Annotated in this window: 13 protein-coding genes, 2 tRNA genes and 2 riboswitches; of the genes, 10 read left to right on the top strand and 5 right to left on the bottom strand. The window is 67.4% G+C overall.

Features of this window, described 5'->3' with window-relative positions; all coding sequences use genetic code 11:
• Positions 1-14: 14 nt before the first annotated feature.
• Entirely contained in the window at positions 15-1,868 is a 1,854-nt protein-coding gene (locus ACV22V_RS16850) for an O-linked N-acetylglucosamine transferase, SPINDLY family protein (RefSeq protein ID WP_448014742.1), read from the bottom strand.
• Between the two features lie 484 nt (positions 1,869-2,352).
• Positions 2,353-2,691, bottom strand: coding sequence for a hypothetical protein (locus tag ACV22V_RS16845; RefSeq protein ID WP_448014741.1), 339 nt, complete (start codon positions 2,689-2,691; stop codon positions 2,353-2,355).
• Positions 2,692-2,967: 276 nt separating this feature from the next.
• On the opposite strand from ACV22V_RS16845, the gene ACV22V_RS16840 reads away from it, so the two are divergent.
• Positions 2,968-3,393: an RICIN domain-containing protein gene (locus ACV22V_RS16840; protein WP_448014739.1), complete on the top strand. Its 426-nt coding sequence runs from the start codon at positions 2,968-2,970 to the stop codon at positions 3,391-3,393.
• Positions 3,394-3,936: 543 nt separating this feature from the next.
• Positions 3,937-4,013, top strand: a tRNA-Met gene (locus tag ACV22V_RS16835).
• Positions 4,014-4,622: 609 nt separating this feature from the next.
• On the opposite strand, the gene ACV22V_RS16830 is transcribed toward ACV22V_RS16835, so the two are convergent.
• Positions 4,623-4,698, bottom strand: a tRNA-Arg gene (locus tag ACV22V_RS16830).
• Positions 4,699-4,950: 252 nt separating this feature from the next.
• Between ACV22V_RS16830 and ACV22V_RS16825 the strand changes: the two genes are divergently transcribed.
• Positions 4,951-5,850 (top strand): c-type cytochrome, encoded by a 900-nt coding sequence (locus tag ACV22V_RS16825; protein WP_059531098.1) that lies wholly within the window; start codon positions 4,951-4,953, stop codon positions 5,848-5,850.
• Positions 5,851-5,940: 90 nt separating this feature from the next.
• Here the strand turns inward: ACV22V_RS16825 and ACV22V_RS16820 are convergent, their stop codons facing one another.
• Complete coding sequence (locus ACV22V_RS16820; RefSeq protein WP_059531101.1) at positions 5,941-8,028, bottom strand: UvrD-helicase domain-containing protein; 2,088 nt, start codon at positions 8,026-8,028, stop codon at positions 5,941-5,943.
• A gap of 406 nt (positions 8,029-8,434) precedes the next feature.
• Between ACV22V_RS16820 and ACV22V_RS16815 the strand changes: the two genes are divergently transcribed.
• Both ACV22V_RS16815 and ACV22V_RS16810 read left to right on the top strand, forming a co-directional pair.
• Positions 8,435-9,874, top strand: a complete 1,440-nt coding sequence (locus ACV22V_RS16815) for a glycosyltransferase family 2 protein (RefSeq protein ID WP_059691523.1) — start codon at positions 8,435-8,437, stop codon at positions 9,872-9,874.
• Between the two features lie 85 nt (positions 9,875-9,959).
• Positions 9,960-10,754 carry an FkbM family methyltransferase gene (locus ACV22V_RS16810; protein ID WP_059531107.1) on the top strand — a complete coding sequence of 265 codons (795 nt, stop codon included), beginning with the start codon at positions 9,960-9,962 and terminating at the stop codon, positions 10,752-10,754.
• Positions 10,755-10,775: 21 nt separating this feature from the next.
• Here the strand turns inward: ACV22V_RS16810 and ACV22V_RS16805 are convergent, their stop codons facing one another.
• Positions 10,776-11,483 (bottom strand): SGNH/GDSL hydrolase family protein, encoded by a 708-nt coding sequence (locus tag ACV22V_RS16805; RefSeq protein WP_059816469.1) that lies wholly within the window; start codon positions 11,481-11,483, stop codon positions 10,776-10,778.
• Positions 11,484-11,727: 244 nt separating this feature from the next.
• Here ACV22V_RS16805 and ACV22V_RS16800 point away from each other — a divergent pair, with 244 nt between their 5' ends.
• The 5 genes from ACV22V_RS16800 (at position 11,728) to gcvP (ending at position 18,452) form a co-directional block, all read left to right on the top strand.
• Entirely contained in the window at positions 11,728-12,780 is a 1,053-nt protein-coding gene (locus tag ACV22V_RS16800; protein WP_448014736.1) for an oxidoreductase, read from the top strand.
• 210 nt (positions 12,781-12,990) lie between these two features.
• Positions 12,991-13,359, top strand: a complete 369-nt coding sequence (locus ACV22V_RS16795; protein WP_448014735.1) for a hypothetical protein — start codon at positions 12,991-12,993, stop codon at positions 13,357-13,359.
• A gap of 123 nt (positions 13,360-13,482) precedes the next feature.
• A riboswitch (glycine riboswitch) is annotated at positions 13,483-13,587 on the top strand.
• Positions 13,588-13,618: 31 nt separating this feature from the next.
• Positions 13,619-13,752, top strand: a riboswitch (glycine riboswitch).
• A gap of 84 nt (positions 13,753-13,836) precedes the next feature.
• Positions 13,837-14,955: a glycine cleavage system aminomethyltransferase GcvT gene (gene gcvT / locus ACV22V_RS16790; protein WP_059531115.1), complete on the top strand. Its 1,119-nt coding sequence runs from the start codon at positions 13,837-13,839 to the stop codon at positions 14,953-14,955.
• Between the two features lie 127 nt (positions 14,956-15,082).
• On the top strand, positions 15,083-15,463 hold the full coding sequence (gcvH, locus tag ACV22V_RS16785) for a glycine cleavage system protein GcvH (protein ID WP_059452603.1): 381 nt from the start codon (positions 15,083-15,085) through the stop codon (positions 15,461-15,463).
• A gap of 61 nt (positions 15,464-15,524) precedes the next feature.
• Positions 15,525-18,452 (top strand): aminomethyl-transferring glycine dehydrogenase, encoded by a 2,928-nt coding sequence (gene gcvP / locus ACV22V_RS16780; protein WP_448014734.1) that lies wholly within the window; start codon positions 15,525-15,527, stop codon positions 18,450-18,452.
• Positions 18,453-18,502 lie beyond the last annotated feature (50 nt).

Here is an 18,502-nt window from a genome sequence, read left to right as displayed (position 1 = left end):
GTCCGGTCGATGAGTCAGTCGAGCGGGCGGGCGATGTCGCCGGCCCGGTCCGCGCGACGGGCCCACATTCCGTGGAACGCGTCCTCGAGATGCCGCGCGAAGCGCGGCGCATTGCACAGCGGCGATGCGATCAACTGCATGCGCAGGCCGGTCCGCAGCAGCCGCAGTTGCGCCGGATCGGTCGCGAAGGCCGCGGCCTTCGCGACGTAGTCGTCTTCGTCGCGCGCGACCCAGTCGGCCAGGCCGACCGTCTGCAACAGGCTTTCGCAGATGTGCGTGACGAACCGGTCGCCCCGGATGCCGAGCACGGGCACACCCATCCACAACGCATCGGCGGTCGTCGTGCCGCCCGAATACGGGAACGGGCTCAGCATCACGTCGACGCGGCGATACGACGCCAGGTATTCGCCGCGCGGCGCATTCGGCTCGAGCAACAACCGCGCCGGATCGATGCCGTGCTGCGCGAACCGCTCGCGCGTGCGGCGCACCGCGTACGCGCCGGCCAGCTCGCTCGCCTTGAGCAGCAGCCGCGACCGGGGCACCGCCGCGAGCACCCGCGACCAGACGCGCACGACCGCATCGCTCATCTTCCCGAGCTTGCCGAAATAGCCGAACGTCACCGCGCCGCCGGCCAGTTGCGGCAGCGGGCCCGGCACGATCGCATCGCGCGGCGGCGTGTAGCACAGGTAGCTGTCCGGCAGCCGCCACGGCCGCTCGACGAAATGCGCTTCCTCGTCGGCGGGCAGCACGTGGCGATCGCCCAGTACGTAATCGATCGCGTCGAGCCCGGTGGTCGCGACATAGCCGATCCACGACACCTGCACCGGCGCCGGCTTCCACGCGAACAGCGCGAGCCGGTTGAAGATCGTGTGGCCCGCCGCGTCGATCAGGATGTCGATCGCATCGTCGCGAATCCGCCGGGCCGCGGCCTCGTCGCTCAGCGCGGCGAGGCTCGTCCAGCCCGCGAACAGCGGGCGCAGCCGCTGTGTCAGGTCGTCCTCGACATCGCGGGTGGGATACGCGACGAACACCACGCGCGTGCGATCGGTCGCGCGCAGCACGCTTTCGAGGAAATAGCCGACCGGGTGATGCTTCAGGTCGCCCGATACGATGCCGACCCGCAGCGGTCTCGCGCCGTCGGCCGTCGGCCACGAGCGGTACGGCACCGCTCGCGCGGCGGCCTGCGCGCCGTAGCGCCGCGCGGCATCGAAATGAACGTGCGGCGCGGCGGCCGCGCTGTAATTCAACGCGAACAGCAGGTTGTCGTGCGGCTCGAGCAGATCCGGCCGCAACGCGATCGCGGCGCGGTAGCCCTCAAGCGCGGCCTCCAGTTCGCCCGCATCGAGCATCGCGTTCGCGAGATTGTTGTAGGCCTGCGCGTGGTCGGGCCGCAGCCGGATCGCCGTGCCCAGCGCCTCCACCGCGCCTTCGCAATCCTTCAGCGTGCGCAACGCGTTGCCGAGGTTGTTGTACGCGTCCGCATCGTCCGGCTGCAGCGCGAGCGCCTGCCGGAAGCACTCGGCCGCCGCCGCGGGCCGGTTGTGCGCGGCCATCACGGTGCCCAGGTTGTAGTAATAGCGTGCCTGCGGATCGCGCCGGATCGCATCCGCGATCGCCGCGACCGCGCCGTCGAAGTCGCCGCGGCGAAACGCGACCAGCCCGTGCACGTGCAGCGCCTCGGCCCGCTCGGGCTCGCGCTGCCGCACCTGTCGGCACAGACGCTCGGCGGCGTCGAGCCGGCCCGCTTCGTAATGGTCCAGCGCGGACGCGAGCAGTGCCTCGACTGGCGTGTCCGCGCCGGACGGGCCGTCGGACGGTTCCCGTACGCCGCCGGACGGGTGTCCTCGTTCGAGGAGGTTTTCGTTCATAGGCGGGGCTTCCGGTGGGTCCGCTGGGTCTGCGATAGGCATGGATGACGAACCGGCCGCCCGGGCGACTGCCCCGGACGATGCCCGGACGGCGCTTCCGGCGTGCGACAACCGGCGCCCCCAGCCGTCAGGCCGGGGGGCGCCGGGTCGCATGAAAGGCAGGCGCGGACACGCCGGCGCGTCGGCGCCGACGGCAGGAAACTCGCGGATATTGTCGCGACGTTCGCCGTGTTTCGAAGGGACGATCAGTCGAGCAAAACACCCGTAATTCGTCGCATCGCGAGGCGGGGTGGCATCTCGGGGGCGGTCTGGCGACTCGGCGCTCGGCGGCCGGCACGTGCGCGAACCGTGCGGTACCGGCACGATGCGCGCGAGCGCGTGGCCGATCAGGTTCAGGTTTCGCGGTCACGTTGGCCGGCTTGTCGATGTTGACCGCGCCGAACGAGCCGGCGGCCGATCGTGCCGCGGGTAGCTCGTAATGACGTCACGTGCTCGACGAACATCCGTCGCGGCTGCCGGTCGTGCTGTAATCGAGGCAAAAAAAACCGAGAAGCGACTGGAGAAGGACAACAAGTCGCATGATCATGGCGATGAAAACAAAACGAAGACAAAACTGCGGCGGGTAGTTTTCTTTCACGTGCCGCTTTTGCCTCCGCGGTGAATTTTTGTACTTGAGCCGCCTTGCCCCACGACAAAAAACGATGATTTTGTTGCAGATTCCATCACCAAAATAATGCATCACCCGGTCAGCCCCCATACCCGGCTCATTATTGGAATACACATCAACAACAAACACGGGCAGCGCGCACCACAAGCCCGACACTCAGCCGCCTTAACACCGTTAAATCAAGCACATACTTAATTTTCTATTCCACCCAAAAACCTCAACCAATAATCGAATTTCAACTTGAATAGATTTAAAAACAGTCACCAATTAAAATCAAGAGTCACATCGATTATTTACAATCACAAATCCTGCGATATGTGACAGGTAGCATTTTTCAATCCTCCGCCTAATATTCGCTTGCCGAGCCGATTAAAGCCCGGCGAATACCGCATCGACGGGGTGAATTTTCAAAGATCGATCAGGAGAGTAAAAATGGGCGTCTATATTATTGAATATGCTCAAGACCCGACTTATGTGATTGGCGTGACCGATCAGTCGCAGGACAGCGGAGTCGTACTGCGAAGCAAGAACGGGCTGCCGCCTCGCTATGCATTCTGGGATGTCAACTTCGATACGGGCATCATCTCGTTGAACGGAAGCGGCGGCGTGCTTGCGATCGGCGCGGACCGAATCGCGCCGGAAGCCCTGCTGCGGCTCAAGCCGCCCCCCGCCGCGATCCAGTGGGACTTCTTCTCTCATCCCGGATACATCGTGCCGCAGGCAGACGAAAGCCTGTGCCTCGACGACAAGGGCCGTGTCGTCAGCAACGGGAATCCGCTCTGGCTATATCCGATCAACGGCTCGCCGGCCCAACAGTGGCGTCTGGTTCCGTTGAACAACCTGAAGTCGTTCGAGTAACCCGCGGATCGCGGCGCGCGGCTTTCGCGGCTCGCGCGTCGTCTGGATTGGTTGCACCGGGGAGCATCGAATGCGCCGCGCGCGACAACAGCCCGCTGAACTCCGTTCGGCGGGCTTCTTTTTTGGTTCGTCGCAGATCAGCGGGAAAGGCTGGCGCACGCTGCAATCCAGCTGCGCGACGGAACACGACGAACGGGGAAATTCGCTGGAAGCCTGATCAGGCCATTTGGCAAGCGCACGAAAGCTGTTCCCCTTTCGTTGGGAGATTGTGACGTGTTGACGCTGCTTCAGGACGTGGCGCTTGACCGTGTTGAGGCTACGGCGGTCGAAGTTCGCGCTGCTACCGCTATTGCCCTTCCTCTACGCGAAGACAGGTGAAGCCGGTAAGAAGGACGAGCAGGCCAAGCGGGCGAAAAACGCGGCCAGCCGATTCTCGCCATCTGCTCCTCCGCGTCTCTTGTTAGTAACCGCGACAAGCAGGAGGATGAGTAACAGGTACCGACACATTTTGACGCAGCGCCGCATTGTGATTACAATCCGTGCCGCGGGGTGGAGCAGTCTGGCAGCTCGTCGGGCTCATAACCCGAAGGTCATAGGTTCAAATCCTATCCCCGCAACCAACATCGAAGCCCGCTATGCGAAAGCAAGCGGGCTTTTTGCTTTCGCGCCAGAGCGCTGTGTGTCTGAATGATGCACCTTACTCGCCGACATCTCGGATATAGAGGCTGTCAACCCACTAAACCAAGCCCCGTCCCGCGCGGGGCTTTTCACTCGTGCTACCGCTTGACGACTGTATCGTCGAGCTAATGTTCGGTGATCGGCAAATGGACCGGCATCGCACACGCGCGCAGGTTTTGCCCTCATGCTGCCCTAGCGGAGCATGGCGGAAGATCAATTCGAGGAATAAAACTGCTGAGAGCCTTACTAGGCTTGGCGCGCCCGGCTGGGATCGAACCAGCAACCCCTGCCTTCGGAGGGCGTCGCCCAAGCGTATGGTTGCTGGTTCGACCCAGCAAAATCAAGGACTTAGCCCTTCTTGCGAATCTGGGCCTGATACTGGTGGGGGCCGCGGTGGGTGATGGAAGCCATCGCCTGTTCCTTATCTAGTTTAGGGAACAGGGTATAGGTGCGCCGGAGAGGTCACTGCAGCAGAATTGCTGCAAATAATCGAAAAGATTTCAACGGCGCCGCAATGTATCGCAAAAGCCCTTGATTTTACGGCCTATTTTTGGCGCGCCCGGCTGGGATCGAACCAGCAACCCCTGCCTTCGGAGGGCAGTACTCTATCCATTGAGCTACGGGCGCGTGTGACAGTGAAACGACCCCAATAAACCGGCCGCCCACCATTGGCAAGACGGCAAGGATACCCGGTTTCCCATGAAGCGTCCACCTTGCCTGCAGAATCCCCGTCAGGCCCCCATTCGTGCGGGTAAACACGCGCCTTCGCGCCGCTCGCCGTGATGTAAACGTTCCGTCTATAATCGTCCGTGCTTCATTGGACTGCCATTTTGCCGTTGCACCGCGCTCACAATTCCTATTCACGGAGACGAGGCAAGCATGAGCGAAGCACCCCACGAATCTCCCGTCAAAACCCCCGGGCAGCTGATTGCCGTCGTCATCGCATCATTCGCGATTCCGATCGCCCTGATCGTCCTGTTTGCCACCTATGCCAACCACGCGTTCCGCTCGGGCGCAGGCACGGACGCGCTATCGGACGAACAGGTCGCCGCGCGGATCGCGCCGCTCGCGAAGGTCGACGTGAAGGACGCCAACGCGCCCCGCACGTACAAGACCGGCGAGGAAGTCTACAAGGCCGTGTGCGTGACGTGTCACGGCACGGGCGCCGCCGGCGCGCCGAAGTTCGGCAACAAGGACGACTGGGCCCCGCGCATCTCGCAAGGCTTCGACACGCTGCTCAAGACGGCGCTGTCGGGCAAGGGCGCGATGCCGCCGCGTGGCGGCACGAATCCCGACGACGTCAGCGACTATGAAATCGCGCGCGCGATCGTCTACATGGCGAACAACGACGGCGCGAACTTCCCCGAGCCGGCTGCCCCGGCCGCCAATGCGGCGCCGGCGGCGAGCGGCGCGGCGGGTGCGGCAGGCGCGTCGGGCGCCGACGCGTCGAACGCGCAAGCCGCCGCTGCAATGGCCGCGATCGCCGCGATTCCGAAGGCCGGCGAAAAGCCCGCGGCCGCGCCGGCCAGCGCCGACGCCGCATCGGCCGGCAAGGCGCTGTATACGCAGGTCTGCCAGGCGTGTCACGCGGCCGGCGTGCTCGGCGCGCCGAAGTTCGGCAGCAAGGAGGACTGGGCGCCGCGCCTGAAGGACTCGATGGATACCGTCTACAACTACGCGCTGCACGGCAAGGGCGCGATGCCGCCGAAGGGCGGGTCGAGCGCGTCCGACGCAGACGTGAAGGCGGCCGTCGACTACATGGTCAACGCATCGAAGTAACGCCTGCCGGCCAGAAAAAACCCCCGCGGCGCACGCGCATCGCGGGGGTTTTCTTTTGCCGGGGCGGCCGGGCCGGCCGCTCCTCGCACGTCACTTCTGCAACAGCGCCTTCAGGCTCGCGAGCCGGTCCTTCGGCGTCATCGGCGCTTCCTCCGGCGTCGGCGGCGGCGCTTCGTCGAGGCCCATCTCGGGGATGAAGCGCGACGGTTCGCACACGACCGTCTCGCGCGCCCGCTTGCGCTTCTTGCACCAGTTCAGGTGCAGGCTGCGCTGCGCGCGCGTGATCGCGACGTACATCAGCCGGCGCTCCTCCTCGATCCGCTCGTTGTCGATCGGGCCGTCGTCCTCGCTGCCGCCGCGGTGCGGCATGATGCCTTCCTCGACGCCGACCAGGAACACGTGCGGATACTCGAGCCCCTTCGACGCATGGACGGTCGACAGGCGCACCGCGTCCGGATCCTCGTCCTTGCCTTCGAGCATCGACATCAGCGCGACGGTCTGGATCAGGCCGAGCAGGTTCTTGCCGGTATCGGCGAGCCCGTCGGCGTTGTGGAAGCCGTCGGCCTCGCCGTCGACGGCCTCCGTCTCGGGCTTGGTGCCCTTGCGCTTCAGCCATTCGAGGAATTCGAGCACGTTCTGCCACTTCGACTGCGCCTGCCGCTCGTCGAACGCGTCGTACAGGTAGGCCTCGTAGTGGATGGCCTCCATCATGTCGTCGAGCACGACGGTCGCGGGCTCCTTGTCCGCGCGGTCGGTCAGGCGCTGGATGAAGTCGCAGAACATCCGCAGCGGCTCGACCTGGCGCGCGGACAGCCGCGCCTCGATCCCGCCCATGTACACGGCCTCGAACAGCGACACCTTCGCCTGCCCCGCGAACGAGCCGAGCGCTTCCAGCGTCGTGTTGCCGATTCCGCGGCGCGGCGTCGTGACCGCGCGGATGAACGCGGGATCGTCGTCGGCGTTCGCGATCAGGCGCAGGTATGCGCACAGGTCCTTGATCTCGGCCTTGTCGAAGAACGACTGGCCGCCCGACAGCACGTACGGAATCCGCTCGCGCCGCAGCACCTGCTCGAAGATCCGCGCCTGGAAGTTGCCGCGATACAGGATCGCGTAGTCGCGGAACTGCGTGCGCCGCTCGAACTTGTGCGCGGACAGCCGGAACACGACCGATTCGGCTTCGTGTTCCTCGTCGTTGCACGGCGTGACGGTGATCGAGTCGCCCATCCCGTGCTCGGACCACAGCTTCTTCTCGAACAGCTTCGGGTTGTTCGCGATCACGTTGTTCGCGGCGGTCAGGATCCGCACCGTCGACCGGTAGTTCTGCTCGAGCTTGATCACGTGCAGCTTCGGGAAATCCTTGCCGAGCTGCGCGAGGTTCTCGAGCGTCGCGCCACGCCAGCCGTAGATCGCCTGGTCGTCGTCGCCCACCGCCGTGAACGCGGCGCGCGGGCCGGCGAGCAGCTTCAGCAGCTCGTACTGGCACGCGTTGGTGTCCTGGTATTCGTCGATCAGCAGGTAGCGCAGCTTGTTCTGCCAGCGGTCGCGCACCTGCTCGTTCTTCGCGAACAGCTCGGCCGGCAGGCGGATCAGGTCGTCGAAGTCGACCGCCTGGTAAGCGTGCAGCGTCGCGACGTAGTTGCGGTAGACCAGCGCAGCCTGGTGCTCGTCCTCGTTGGCCGCGATCGTCATCGCCTCGTCGGGCATGATCAGGCCGTTCTTCCACAGCGAGATCGTGCTCTGGATCTTGCGGATCAGGCCCTTGTCGGTGGTGCCGATCTGCTCCTGGATCATCCCGAAGCAGTCGTCCGAATCCATGATCGAGAACTGCGGCTTCAGGCCGACGTGCTCGGCCTCCTGGCGCAGGATCTGCACGCCGAGCGAGTGGAACGTGCACACGGTGAGCTGGTTGACGGGCACCTTGCGGCCTTCCTTGCCGGGCGTGGTGAGCGTCTTGCCCTCCAGCAGCTTCGACACGCGCTCGCGCATTTCGGCCGCGGCCTTGTTCGTGAACGTGACGGCCGCGATGTGGCGCGGCTCGAAACCTTTCGCTTCGATCAGGTGCGCGATCTTCTGCGTGATCACGCGGGTCTTGCCGCTGCCCGCGCCGGCGAGCACGAGGCAGGGACCGTCGAGGTAGCGCACCGCTTCGTTCTGAGCGGGGTTGAGGCCTGCGGACATGATGACGGATGATGTTGCGGTTGACGGCGAAACGCCGGGAGGATGCCGCGCGCGGCAGGCCTGGATTGCAGGCGGACACGCGGGGCAGGACGCGCATGTTAACACGTCGGCGGTGGCCGGCGGCTGACGATGCCGCCGGGTAGCGACGCGCAACACCGGCGGGCTTCGCGCCCCTTTTCCGGCACCCTTTTCCCGCGTCCTTTTCCGGCACCCTTTTCCCGCATCCTTTCCCCACGCGCTTTCCGTGCGCTGCCCGCGTCGGCGGACGCACGCCGAACATCCGAACAGGCAGCAAATCTCCCCTCTGTTTGATCCATCGTCGCGCGGCCCCCGGCGGCAACATACGCGAAACGTCGGCGAGTACGCGCCGCCGCCCCTTCATTCGCCGTCATCGACTTCCGCCGCCATGAATGACACCGTCATTGCCGCTCCCGTCTCCGAGGCCGAGCTGGCCCGCGCCGCCGCGCTTCACGCCGCCGGCTCGCTTCAGGACGCGGAGCAGGCCTACCGCCAGATCCTGCAAGCGCATCCCGAACACGCCGATTCGCACCTCCGCCTCGCGACGGTGCTCGAACAGCTCGACCGGCGCGACGCCGCGCTGCGGCACTTCCGGGCCGCGGTGGCAACCGAGCCGTCGCAGCGGCGCTACTGGATCGCGTGCATCGACGCGCTGACGCGCGACAACCAGATGGATGCGGCGCGCGCGCTGGTCGCGCAGGCCCGCACGCACGGCATCGACGCACTGTCGCTCGAACTCGCGGCGGCCGATGCGCCGTCGGCCTCCGCCGACGAGCTGGCGGCCGTGCTCTCCGAATTCATGAACACGCTCGCCGCGCTGCTCGACAAGCGGCAATTCGCGCAGGCCGAAGGCATCGCGACCCAGCTGACCGAATGGATGCCCGACGTCGGGCTCGGCTGGCGGGCGCTGGCCGTCACGCTGGTTCAGCAGGAGCGCCACGCGGAAGCGCTCGCGCCGATGCGCAAGGCCGCCGCGCTGATGCCCGACGACGCCGACACCCGGCAGGACCTCGCCGACCTCGAGGCGCACGTGATGCAATCCGCGCCGGCGCCGCAGCCCGTCGCGCTGCCGCTGGTGCCGAACGCGACGCTCTGCACGACGCTGCCGGGCAGCCGTCAGTTCCGGCATTTCGCGGGCGGCCTGGTCGCCACGGTGCCGGTGCTGATCCCGACCTTCAACAATCCGACCTATACGCGCCGGATGGTGGCCCAGCTGAAGGCGCGCGGCCTGCGCAACATCGTGATCGTCGACAACGCGTCGAGCGCGCCGGACATGCTCGCGTTCCTGGAAAGCGTGCAGGACGACGTGACCGTCGTGCGCCTGGATCGCAACGCGGGCCCGCGCGACCTGTTCCTGTCGGACGCGAACTACGCGCGCCTGCCGGACCTCTTCTGCGTCACCGATCCGGACCTCGAACTGAACGACGCGCTGCCGCCCGAATTCCTGTTCGAACTGATCGACGCGACCGAAGCGTTCCAGACCGGCAAGGCCGGCTTCGCGCTCGACATCTCGCAACCGGAGCTGATGAAGGAAACGACACTCTTCTGCGGCGACCGCCAATACACGACGCTCGAATGGGAAGCGAACTTCTGGCGCCACCAGATCGGCAGCACGGCGGGCGGCGACCCGATCTACAACGCGCCGATCGATACGACGTTCGCCGTCTACAACAAGCGCTACTTCCGCCGCGACTCGCATCTGTGCGGCGTCCGGTTCGCGGGCCGCTACACCTGCAAGCACGTGCCCTGGTACAAGGAGACCGGCCTGACGGACGCGGAGGAGCAGTACTACCGCGAACACCAGAAGTGGTCGAACTACCTGGCCTGATACACGGCGGCGGCGAGCATCGGCGCATCGCCGCGCCATGCGTGCACGCCGCCCTCTTCGCCCGACAACCCTGACACCCCGCGCCATGCTACCCAGAGTCAACCTCGTCAAGACCGACAACGCCGATTACCTGCTGTTCGCGACCCGGGACGCGATTTCGGCGAACCTCTATTACAACGGCTCCTGGGACGCATCGCTGCTGACCATCAGCCAGATGTTCTACGCGAACGAGGAGGCGCCGCTGGTCCTCGACATCGGCGCGAACCTCGGCGCCTATGCGGTGCCGATCGCCAAGAGCATCGCCGCGCAGGGCGGCATGGTCTACGCGTTCGAGCCGCAGCGCATCGTCTACTACCAGCTGTGCGGCAACGTGTTCCTGAACCGGCTCGAGAACGTGCACGCGTTCAACGTCGCGATCGGCAACCAGGACGGCATCATCCCGCTGCCCGCGATCGACTATTCGCGTTCGATCAACATCGGCGGCTTCTCCCTCGACGAGCAGTTCAACCTGCGCCGCAACTCGGTCGAGACCGTCGCGAGCCAGCAGCCGAGCGACGTGCCGATCGCCCGGCTCGACACGCTGAACTTCCCGAAGTCGCCGTCGCTGATCAAGATCGACGTCGAAGGCCTCGAACTCGACGTGCTGAAAGGCGGCACGGCCTTCCTCGAACGGCACGGCTTTCCGCCGCTGCTGCTCGAGGCCTGGAACCTCGAATGGTTCTCCGAAAAGCGCGCCGCGCTGCTCGACTATCTGAAGACGCTCGGCTACACGTGGTTCGCGATGGGCGACGAGCTCGTCGCGCAGCATCCGTCGTTCGCGCGGCAGGTCAGCTTCGAGACGGGCGCCGACGGCGTGATCCGGATGAACCGCACCCGCTGACGGTTCGACCCCGGCGCGCCGTCACGCGCGCAGGCGCTGCCTGAGCGCGTCGGCGGCCTGGGCGGCCCACGCGGCGCACGCTGCCGCGCCGGGATGAAAGCCGTCCGCCGCCATCAGGTGCGGCTCGAGCGGCAGCGCGACACGCAGGAACGTGCAACGCGGCTGCGTCGCGGCCCACTCGGCGAGCGTCGCGTTGAGCCGCTTCGCGCGCAGGCCGAGATACCACGCGAGGGGCTGCGGCAGCGCCGGAAAGCGCTCGATCGGCGGCACCGCCGACAGGATCACGTGCGCGACCCCGAATCGCGCGGCGAGCAGCTCGACGAGCGCCGCCTGCGCGGCGCGCCAGCGCGCCGGCGACACGCCGCCCGTCACGTCGTTCACGCCGAGCGACGTCACCGCCACATCGAACGGCTGCGCCGGCTCGGCGGCAAGCCAGTCGACGAGTTCCTCGGCGGTCAGCCCCGTGCGCGCCAGCAATTTCCAGCTTACGCGGTGCGATGCCGCAAGCGCGCGGGCGAGCTGCCCCGACAGCGCGTCGCGCTGCGACGCGACGCCGACGCCCGCGGCGGCCGAATCACCCAGCACCAGCACGCGCAGCGGCGGCCCGTCGCCGGCCGTGCCGTCGCGCGGACCGGCCGCCTCGGCGAGCCGCGGCGTGACGCGGCGCACGCGCCGCCCCTGCATCAGCAGCAACGGGCCCAGGGCGGCGGTGGCAAGCGGATATCCCATGGTTTCGATCCGGTAACGGGGCAAGCAGGCGACGCGGGACGCGCCGGAACGGCCCCATTGTGTCGGATTCGCGCGCCGGCGGGCGCGATCCCGCCATTCGGCCGAGGTCATTCATGCGCATGCGCACCGGCTCCCTGTCCGTTCGGCCAACGCCCGCTCGCGCGCGTGCCGCCGTGCCACAATAGCCGTCCGCGCGGCCGGTGGCCGCAGCGCTTTGCCCCCTCGTACGCAGCCAAGGATTGCCATGTCGTCATTGCTCAGGATTGGTTTGATGGGTTTCGGTTTCGCCGGCGCGACGTTCCACGCGCCCGTGATCGCCACGAGCGGCCGCACCGAGGTCGCCGCGATCGCGACGGGCCAGCCCGATCGCGCGCGCGCCGCATACCCGGGCGCACGCATCGTCCCCGATCTCGACACGCTGCTCGGCCTCGACGACATCGACTGCGTGGTGATCGCCACGCCGAACGACACGCACTTCACGCTCGCCCGCCAGGTGCTCGAAGCCGGCCGCCACGTCGTCGTCGACAAGCCCGTCACGCTCACGGCCGACGAAGCGCTCGCGCTCGCGCGGCTCGCGAACGCGCGCAGCCGCCTGTTCGCGCCGTTCCACAACCGCCGCTGGGACGGCGACTTCCTCACCGTGCGGCGCATCGTCGAATCCCGCGAACTCGGGCGGCTCACGTATTTCGCGTCGCACTTCGACCGCTTCCGGCCGACCCCGCGCACGCGCTGGCGCGAGGAGCCCGCACGCGGCGGCGGCCTGCTGCTCGACCTCGGCCCGCACCTGATCGACCAGGCGCTCGCGCTGTTCGGGCTGCCGGAAACGGTCAGCGCCACGGTCAAGACGCGCCGCGACAACGGCACGGCGCCCGATTTCGTGCACCTGCTGCTCGGCTATCCGGACAAGGACGTCGCGCTGCACGCGAGCGCGCTGTCGGCGATCGAGCCCGCGCGCTTCACGCTGCACGGCACGCGCGGCAGCTACCAGAAGTTCGGGCTCGACACGCAGGAAGACCAGTTGAAGGCCGGCCTGACGCCGGACCACGTCGAGTTCGGCGGCGGCAACCCGCCCGGCGTGCTTCGCGTGCTCGACGGCGAAGTCGAGGTCGAGCGGCCGGTACCGACGCTCGACGGCCAGTACGCGGAGTTCTACCGCGCGCTCGCCGCGTCGGTCCACGACGGCGCGCCGTTCCCGGTCACGCCGCAGGACGCCGTCGACGTGATGACGATCATCGAGCTCGCCGCGCAAAGCGAGCATGAAGGCCGCCGGGTACCGTTCGTGCGCCGCACCGTCTGACGGCCGCCGGTCGGGTCGGTGCCGTCCCGGCCTCGGCCATCGCGTCGGGCCGCGCCGCCCCCGGCAGCGGCAGCGACCACGCGTCAGCCGCCGCGACAACACGATCCCGAACATTCCGTTACAAATGGTGCGGGAACGAAAGTCAGCGGTCGCCCGGTCTGATGCGTTTCTCAAAAAGTCGATCCGACACCAAACCGTCAGGAGAATGTGATGCAACGGTTGATTCGCGCAGCGGCATGCTGCGTCCTGGTTTCCTCGCTCGCGGCCTGTGTCGTGCAGCCGCAGCGGCCGGCCCGACAGACGCCCCCGCCCCCGCCGCGGCCGAATCCGCAGGTCGTCGCGAACGATCGCCTGCTGGAGGTCCAGGGCCGGATCGACAACCTGCACCGCCGGATCGACGCGCGCGTCAACGGCGGCTACTACCCGCCGCCGTACGGCGCGCAGTTGCACCACCGGCTCGACGTGATCCGCCAGGAAGCGAGCGACATGTCGACCCAGCACAACGGCGGCCTGTCCGGCGACGAGCAGCGCGTGCTGAACCAGGAACTCGACACGGCCGCGCGCGCGATCGGCGAGTAAAACCGGCCATGCCGGCGTCCGCCGGTGCCGGCAAAAGCGGCGGCGTCCCTCACGCCGCCGCTTGTCGCGAAGCGACATTATTTTGCCCAAATTGACAATGCCGACCCGCTCGCGTACAGTCGCCCGCACGCGTCGGGAGAGCGTGTGGCCGCGTAGCTTCGCAACGCCGGTCGCGCCGCCGAAGGGGCACACCCGCAAACTCTCAGGCAAAAGGACCGACCGCGTCGGGGATCCCGTCCGCGCTTCGCGCGGGCCGCACTCCCCGCACTCTGGAGAGCGGCAGTAGCCCGCTGCGCGATTGCAGCGCGGGCAGGCTGCCCACCGAAGGGGCGCGCGTTCGCCGGCTCGTGGCCGCGGCGCAATCTCTCAGGTATCGAGGACAGAGGGGCATGTATCGCATCGCTCGCAGGCACACGGCCGCGACGGTCGGCACATGGCCGTTCTGACCCGCGCGCAAGCGCCTTGCCTGAGGCCTCGATGACTGCACTGAATCAAACCCCGCTCAACGCCGCGCACCGCGCGCTCAATGCCCGCATGGTCGACTTCGGCGGCTGGGACATGCCCGTCAACTACGGCTCGCAGATCGAAGAACACGAAGCCGTGCGCACCGACGCCGGCATGTTCGACGTGTCGCACATGTGCGTCGTCGATTTCACCGGCAGCCGCGTGCGCGCGTTCTTCGAACACGCGATCGCCAACAACGTCGGCAAGCTCAAGACCCCCGGCAAGGCGCTCTACTCGTGCCTGCTCAATCCGCAGGGCGGCGTCGTCGACGACCTGATCGTCTATTACTTCACCGAAGACTTCTTCCGCGTCGTCGTCAACGCCGGCACGGCCGAGAAGGACATCGCGTGGTTCAACCAGCTCAACGAACAAGGCGGCTACGGCCTGACCATCGCGCCGCGCCGCGATTTCGCGATCGTCGCCGTTCAGGGCCCGAACGCCCGTGAAAAGGTCTGGACGACGGTGCCCGCCGCGCGTGCCGCGACCAGCGAACTGAAGCCGTTCAACGCCGCGCAGGTCGCCGGCACGCCGTTCGGCGATCTCACCATCGCGCGCACCGGCTACACCGGCGAAGACGGCTTCGAAGTGATCGTCCCGGCCGTGCACGTCGAAGCGCTGTGGGCCGCGCTGCAGCAAAACGGCGTGCGCCCCTGCGGGCTCGGCGCGCGCGACACGCTGCGCCTCGAGGCCGGCATGAACCTGTACGGCCAGGATATGGACGACACCGTGTCCCCGCTCGACGCAGGCCTCGCGTGGACGGTCGACCTGTCGGCGCCGCGCGAGTTCGTCGGCCGCGCCGCACTCGAGCGCGACGGCTCGCGCGCCGCGTTCGTCGGCCTGATCCTGCAGAAGGAAAACGGCAAGGCGGGCGGCGTGCTGCGCGCGCACCAGAAGGTCGTCACGCCGCACGGCGAAGGCGAGATCACGAGCGGCACGTTCTCGCCGTCGATGCAGGAATCGATCGCGTTCGCGCGCGTGCCGGCGGCCGTCCAGGTCGGCGACATCATTCATGTGCAGATTCGAGACAAGCAACTTCCCGCGCGCGTGGTAAAACTGCCGTTCGTGCGCAACGGCAAGGTCCTCGCTGCGTAACGACCGAGAGGCGACCGGGAGGCCGCCTCCCGGGAAGCCGGGAAATGGCGCCCGGCGCAACCACACCCCGGCGCGTCCCGGCGGCGCGCCAGCATAACGAACACACCCTTTTATCCAGGAGCATCCGATGAGCAACGTCCCGGCCGATCTGAAGTACACCGACGAACACGAGTGGATCCGCACCGAAGCCGACGGCACGCTGACGGTCGGCATCACCGATCACGCGCAGAGCACGCTCGGCGACATCGTCTTCCTCGAACTGCCGCAAGTCGGCAAGTCGGTGAACGCGGGCGACGCCGTCGGCGTCGTCGAATCGGTGAAGGCGGCATCCGACATCTACTCGCCGGTGTCCGGCGAGGTCGTCGCCATCAACGAAGAAGCCGCCGACTCGCCGGAAGAAGTGAACGGCGACGCATACGGCACGTGGCTCTTCAAGATCAAGCTCGCGGCCGGCGCCTCGACCGACAAGCTGATCGACGCCGACGCCTACAGCAAGCTGATCGACTAATTTTCCCTACCCGAACCGCGCGCGGCCGGCCAGCCGGCCCGCGCGGGACCAGAGTCACGCCATGAAGCTCGAACACCCGGACCGCCTGATGAACCGCACGCCCCTCTCGCTCGCCGCGCTCGAAACGCACGACGCGTTCGCAGAACGCCACATCGGCCCCGATGCCGCCAGCCAGCAGGCCATGCTCGACACGCTCGGCTTCGCGTCGCGCGCCGCCCTGATCGACGCCGTGATCCCGGCCTCGATCCGCCGCGCCGAAACGCTGCCGCTCGGCCCGTTCGCGCAACCGAAGAGCGAGGCCGAAGCCCTCGCCGCGCTGCGCGCCCTCGCGGACAAGAACCAGGTGTTCCGCTCGTATATCGGTCAGGGTTACCACGACACGCACACGCCGGCCGTGATCCTGCGCAACGTGCTCGAAAACCCGGCGTGGTACACGGCCTACACGCCGTACCAGCCCGAAATTTCCCAGGGTCGCCTCGAGGCGCTCCTGAACTTCCAGCAGATGGTCGCCGACCTCACGGGCCTCGCGATCTCGAACGCGTCGCTGCTCGATGAAGCAACGGCCGCGGCCGAAGCGATGACGCTGCTGCAGCGCACCGGCAAGCCGGCGTCGAACGTGTTCTACGTCGCCGACGACGTGCTGCCGCAAACCCTCGAAGTAATCCGCACGCGCGCGCTGCCGATCGGCATCGAGGTCAAGACGGGCCCGGCGGCCGACGCCGCGCAGGCCAACGCGTTCGGCGTGCTGCTCCAGTACCCGGGCGTGAACGGCGACGTGCGCGACTACCGCGCGCTCACCGAAGCGATCCATGCGGCGGGCGGTCATGTCGTCGTCGCGGCCGACCTGCTCGCGCTGACCGTGCTGACGCCGCCCGGCGAATGGGGCGCGGACGTCGCGGTCGGCAACACGCAGCGCTTCGGCGTGCCGATGGGCTTCGGCGGCCCACACGCCGCCTACATGGCCGTGCGTGACGAATTCAAGCGCCAGATGCCGGGCCGCCTCGTCGGCGTGACCGTCGACGCGCAGGGCAAGCCCGCGCTGCGTCTCGCGCTGCAGACCCGCGAACAGCACATCCGCCGCGAGAAGGCGACGTCGAACGTGTGTACCGCGCAGGCGCTGCTCGCGATCATGGCGAGCATGTACGCGGTCTACCACGGCCCGCACGGCCTGAAGACGATCGCGCTGCGCGTGAACCGCATCGCGGCGCTGTTCGCCGCCGGCGTGAAGCAGCTCGGCTTCGCGACCGTCAACGACACGTTCTTCGACACGCTGACGATCGACACCGGCGCGCGCACCGCGCAGGTCCATGAATTCGCGAAGGCCAAGCGCATCAACCTGCGCCGCGTGAGCGACACGCAAGTCGGCGTGTCGGTCGACGAAACGACGACCCGCGACGACCTCGCCGATCTCCTCGCCGTGTTCGCGCAGGCCGCGGGCGGCACCGCGCCGGGCGTCGACGCGCTGGACGCGGGCCTCGCCGGCGTCGCCGCGCTGCCGGCCGGCCTCGAACGCACGAGCGCCTACCTGACGCACCACGTATTCAACCGCCACCATTCCGAAACCGAAATGCTGCGCTACCTGCGCAGCCTGTCGGACAAGGATCTCGCGCTCGACCGCTCGATGATCCCGCTCGGCTCGTGCACGATGAAGCTGAACGCGACGTCGGAAATGCTGCCGGTCACGTGGCCCGAATTCGGCCGGATCCACCCGTTCGCGCCGGCCGAGCAGACCGTCGGCTACCGCGAGATGATCGACCAGCTCGAGCAGATGCTCGTCGCGGCCACCGGCTACGCGGCCGTGTCGCTGCAGCCGAACGCCGGCTCGCAGGGCGAATACGCGGGCCTGCTGATCATCCACGCGTATCACGCGTCGCGCGGCGAAGCGCATCGCGACGTGTGCCTGATCCCGGCATCCGCGCACGGCACGAACCCGGCGTCCGCGCACATGGCCGGCATGAAGGTCGTGGTCGTCGCCTGCGACGCGCAGGGCAACGTCGACATCGCCGACCTGAAGGCGAAGGCCGAGCAGCACGCGAACGACCTCGCGGCGATCATGATCACGTATCCGTCGACGCACGGCGTGTTCGAGCAGAACGTCCGCGAAATCTGCGAGATCGTGCACGCGCACGGCGGCCAGGTGTACGTCGACGGCGCGAACATGAACGCGATGGTCGGCCTGACCGCGCCGGGCCAGTTCGGCGGCGACGTGTCGCACCTGAACCTGCACAAGACCTTCTGCATCCCGCACGGCGGCGGCGGCCCGGGCGTCGGCCCGGTCGCGGTCGGCGCGCACCTCGCGAAGTTCCTGCCGAACCAGCGTTCGACCGGCTACGCGCGCGCGGAAGACGGCATCGGCGCGGTGTCGGCCGCACCGTACGGCTCGGCGTCGATCCTGCCGATCTCGTGGATGTACATCGCGATGATGGGCGCGAAGAACCTGACCGCCGCCACCGAAACCGCGATCCTCAACGCGAACTACATCGCGAAGCGCCTCGCGCCGCACTACCCGGTGCTGTATTCGGGCCCGGGCGGGCTGGTCGCGCACGAGTGCATTCTCGACCTGCGTCCGCTCAAGGAAACCAGCGGCATCAGCGTCGACGACGTCGCGAAGCGCCTGATGGACTACGGCTTCCACGCGCCGACGATGAGCTTCCCGGTGCCGGGCACGCTGATGGTCGAGCCGACCGAATCGGAATCGCAGGAAGAACTCGACCGCTTCATCGCCGCGATGATCGCGATCCGCGAGGAAATCCGTGCGGTCGAGGAAGGCCGCGCCGATCGCGAGGACAACCCGCTGCGTCACGCGCCGCACACGGCAGCCGTCGTCACCGCGAACGAATGGCCGCACGCGTACTCGCGCGAGCAGGCCGCGTACCCGGTCGCATCGCTCGGCACGAACAAGTACTGGCCGCCCGTCGGCCGTGCGGACAACGCCTACGGCGACCGCAACCTGTTCTGCTCGTGCGTGCCGATGTCGGAATACGCATAACGCCCGCGCGCACCGGAGTCCGGCCGTGACGACACCGCACGCAACCGCCG

Source organism: Burkholderia sp. AW33-5, assembly GCF_053427615.1.
The sequence above is the reverse complement of the archived record's forward strand: the minus strand, read 5'-3'. Positions and strand labels throughout refer to the sequence as shown.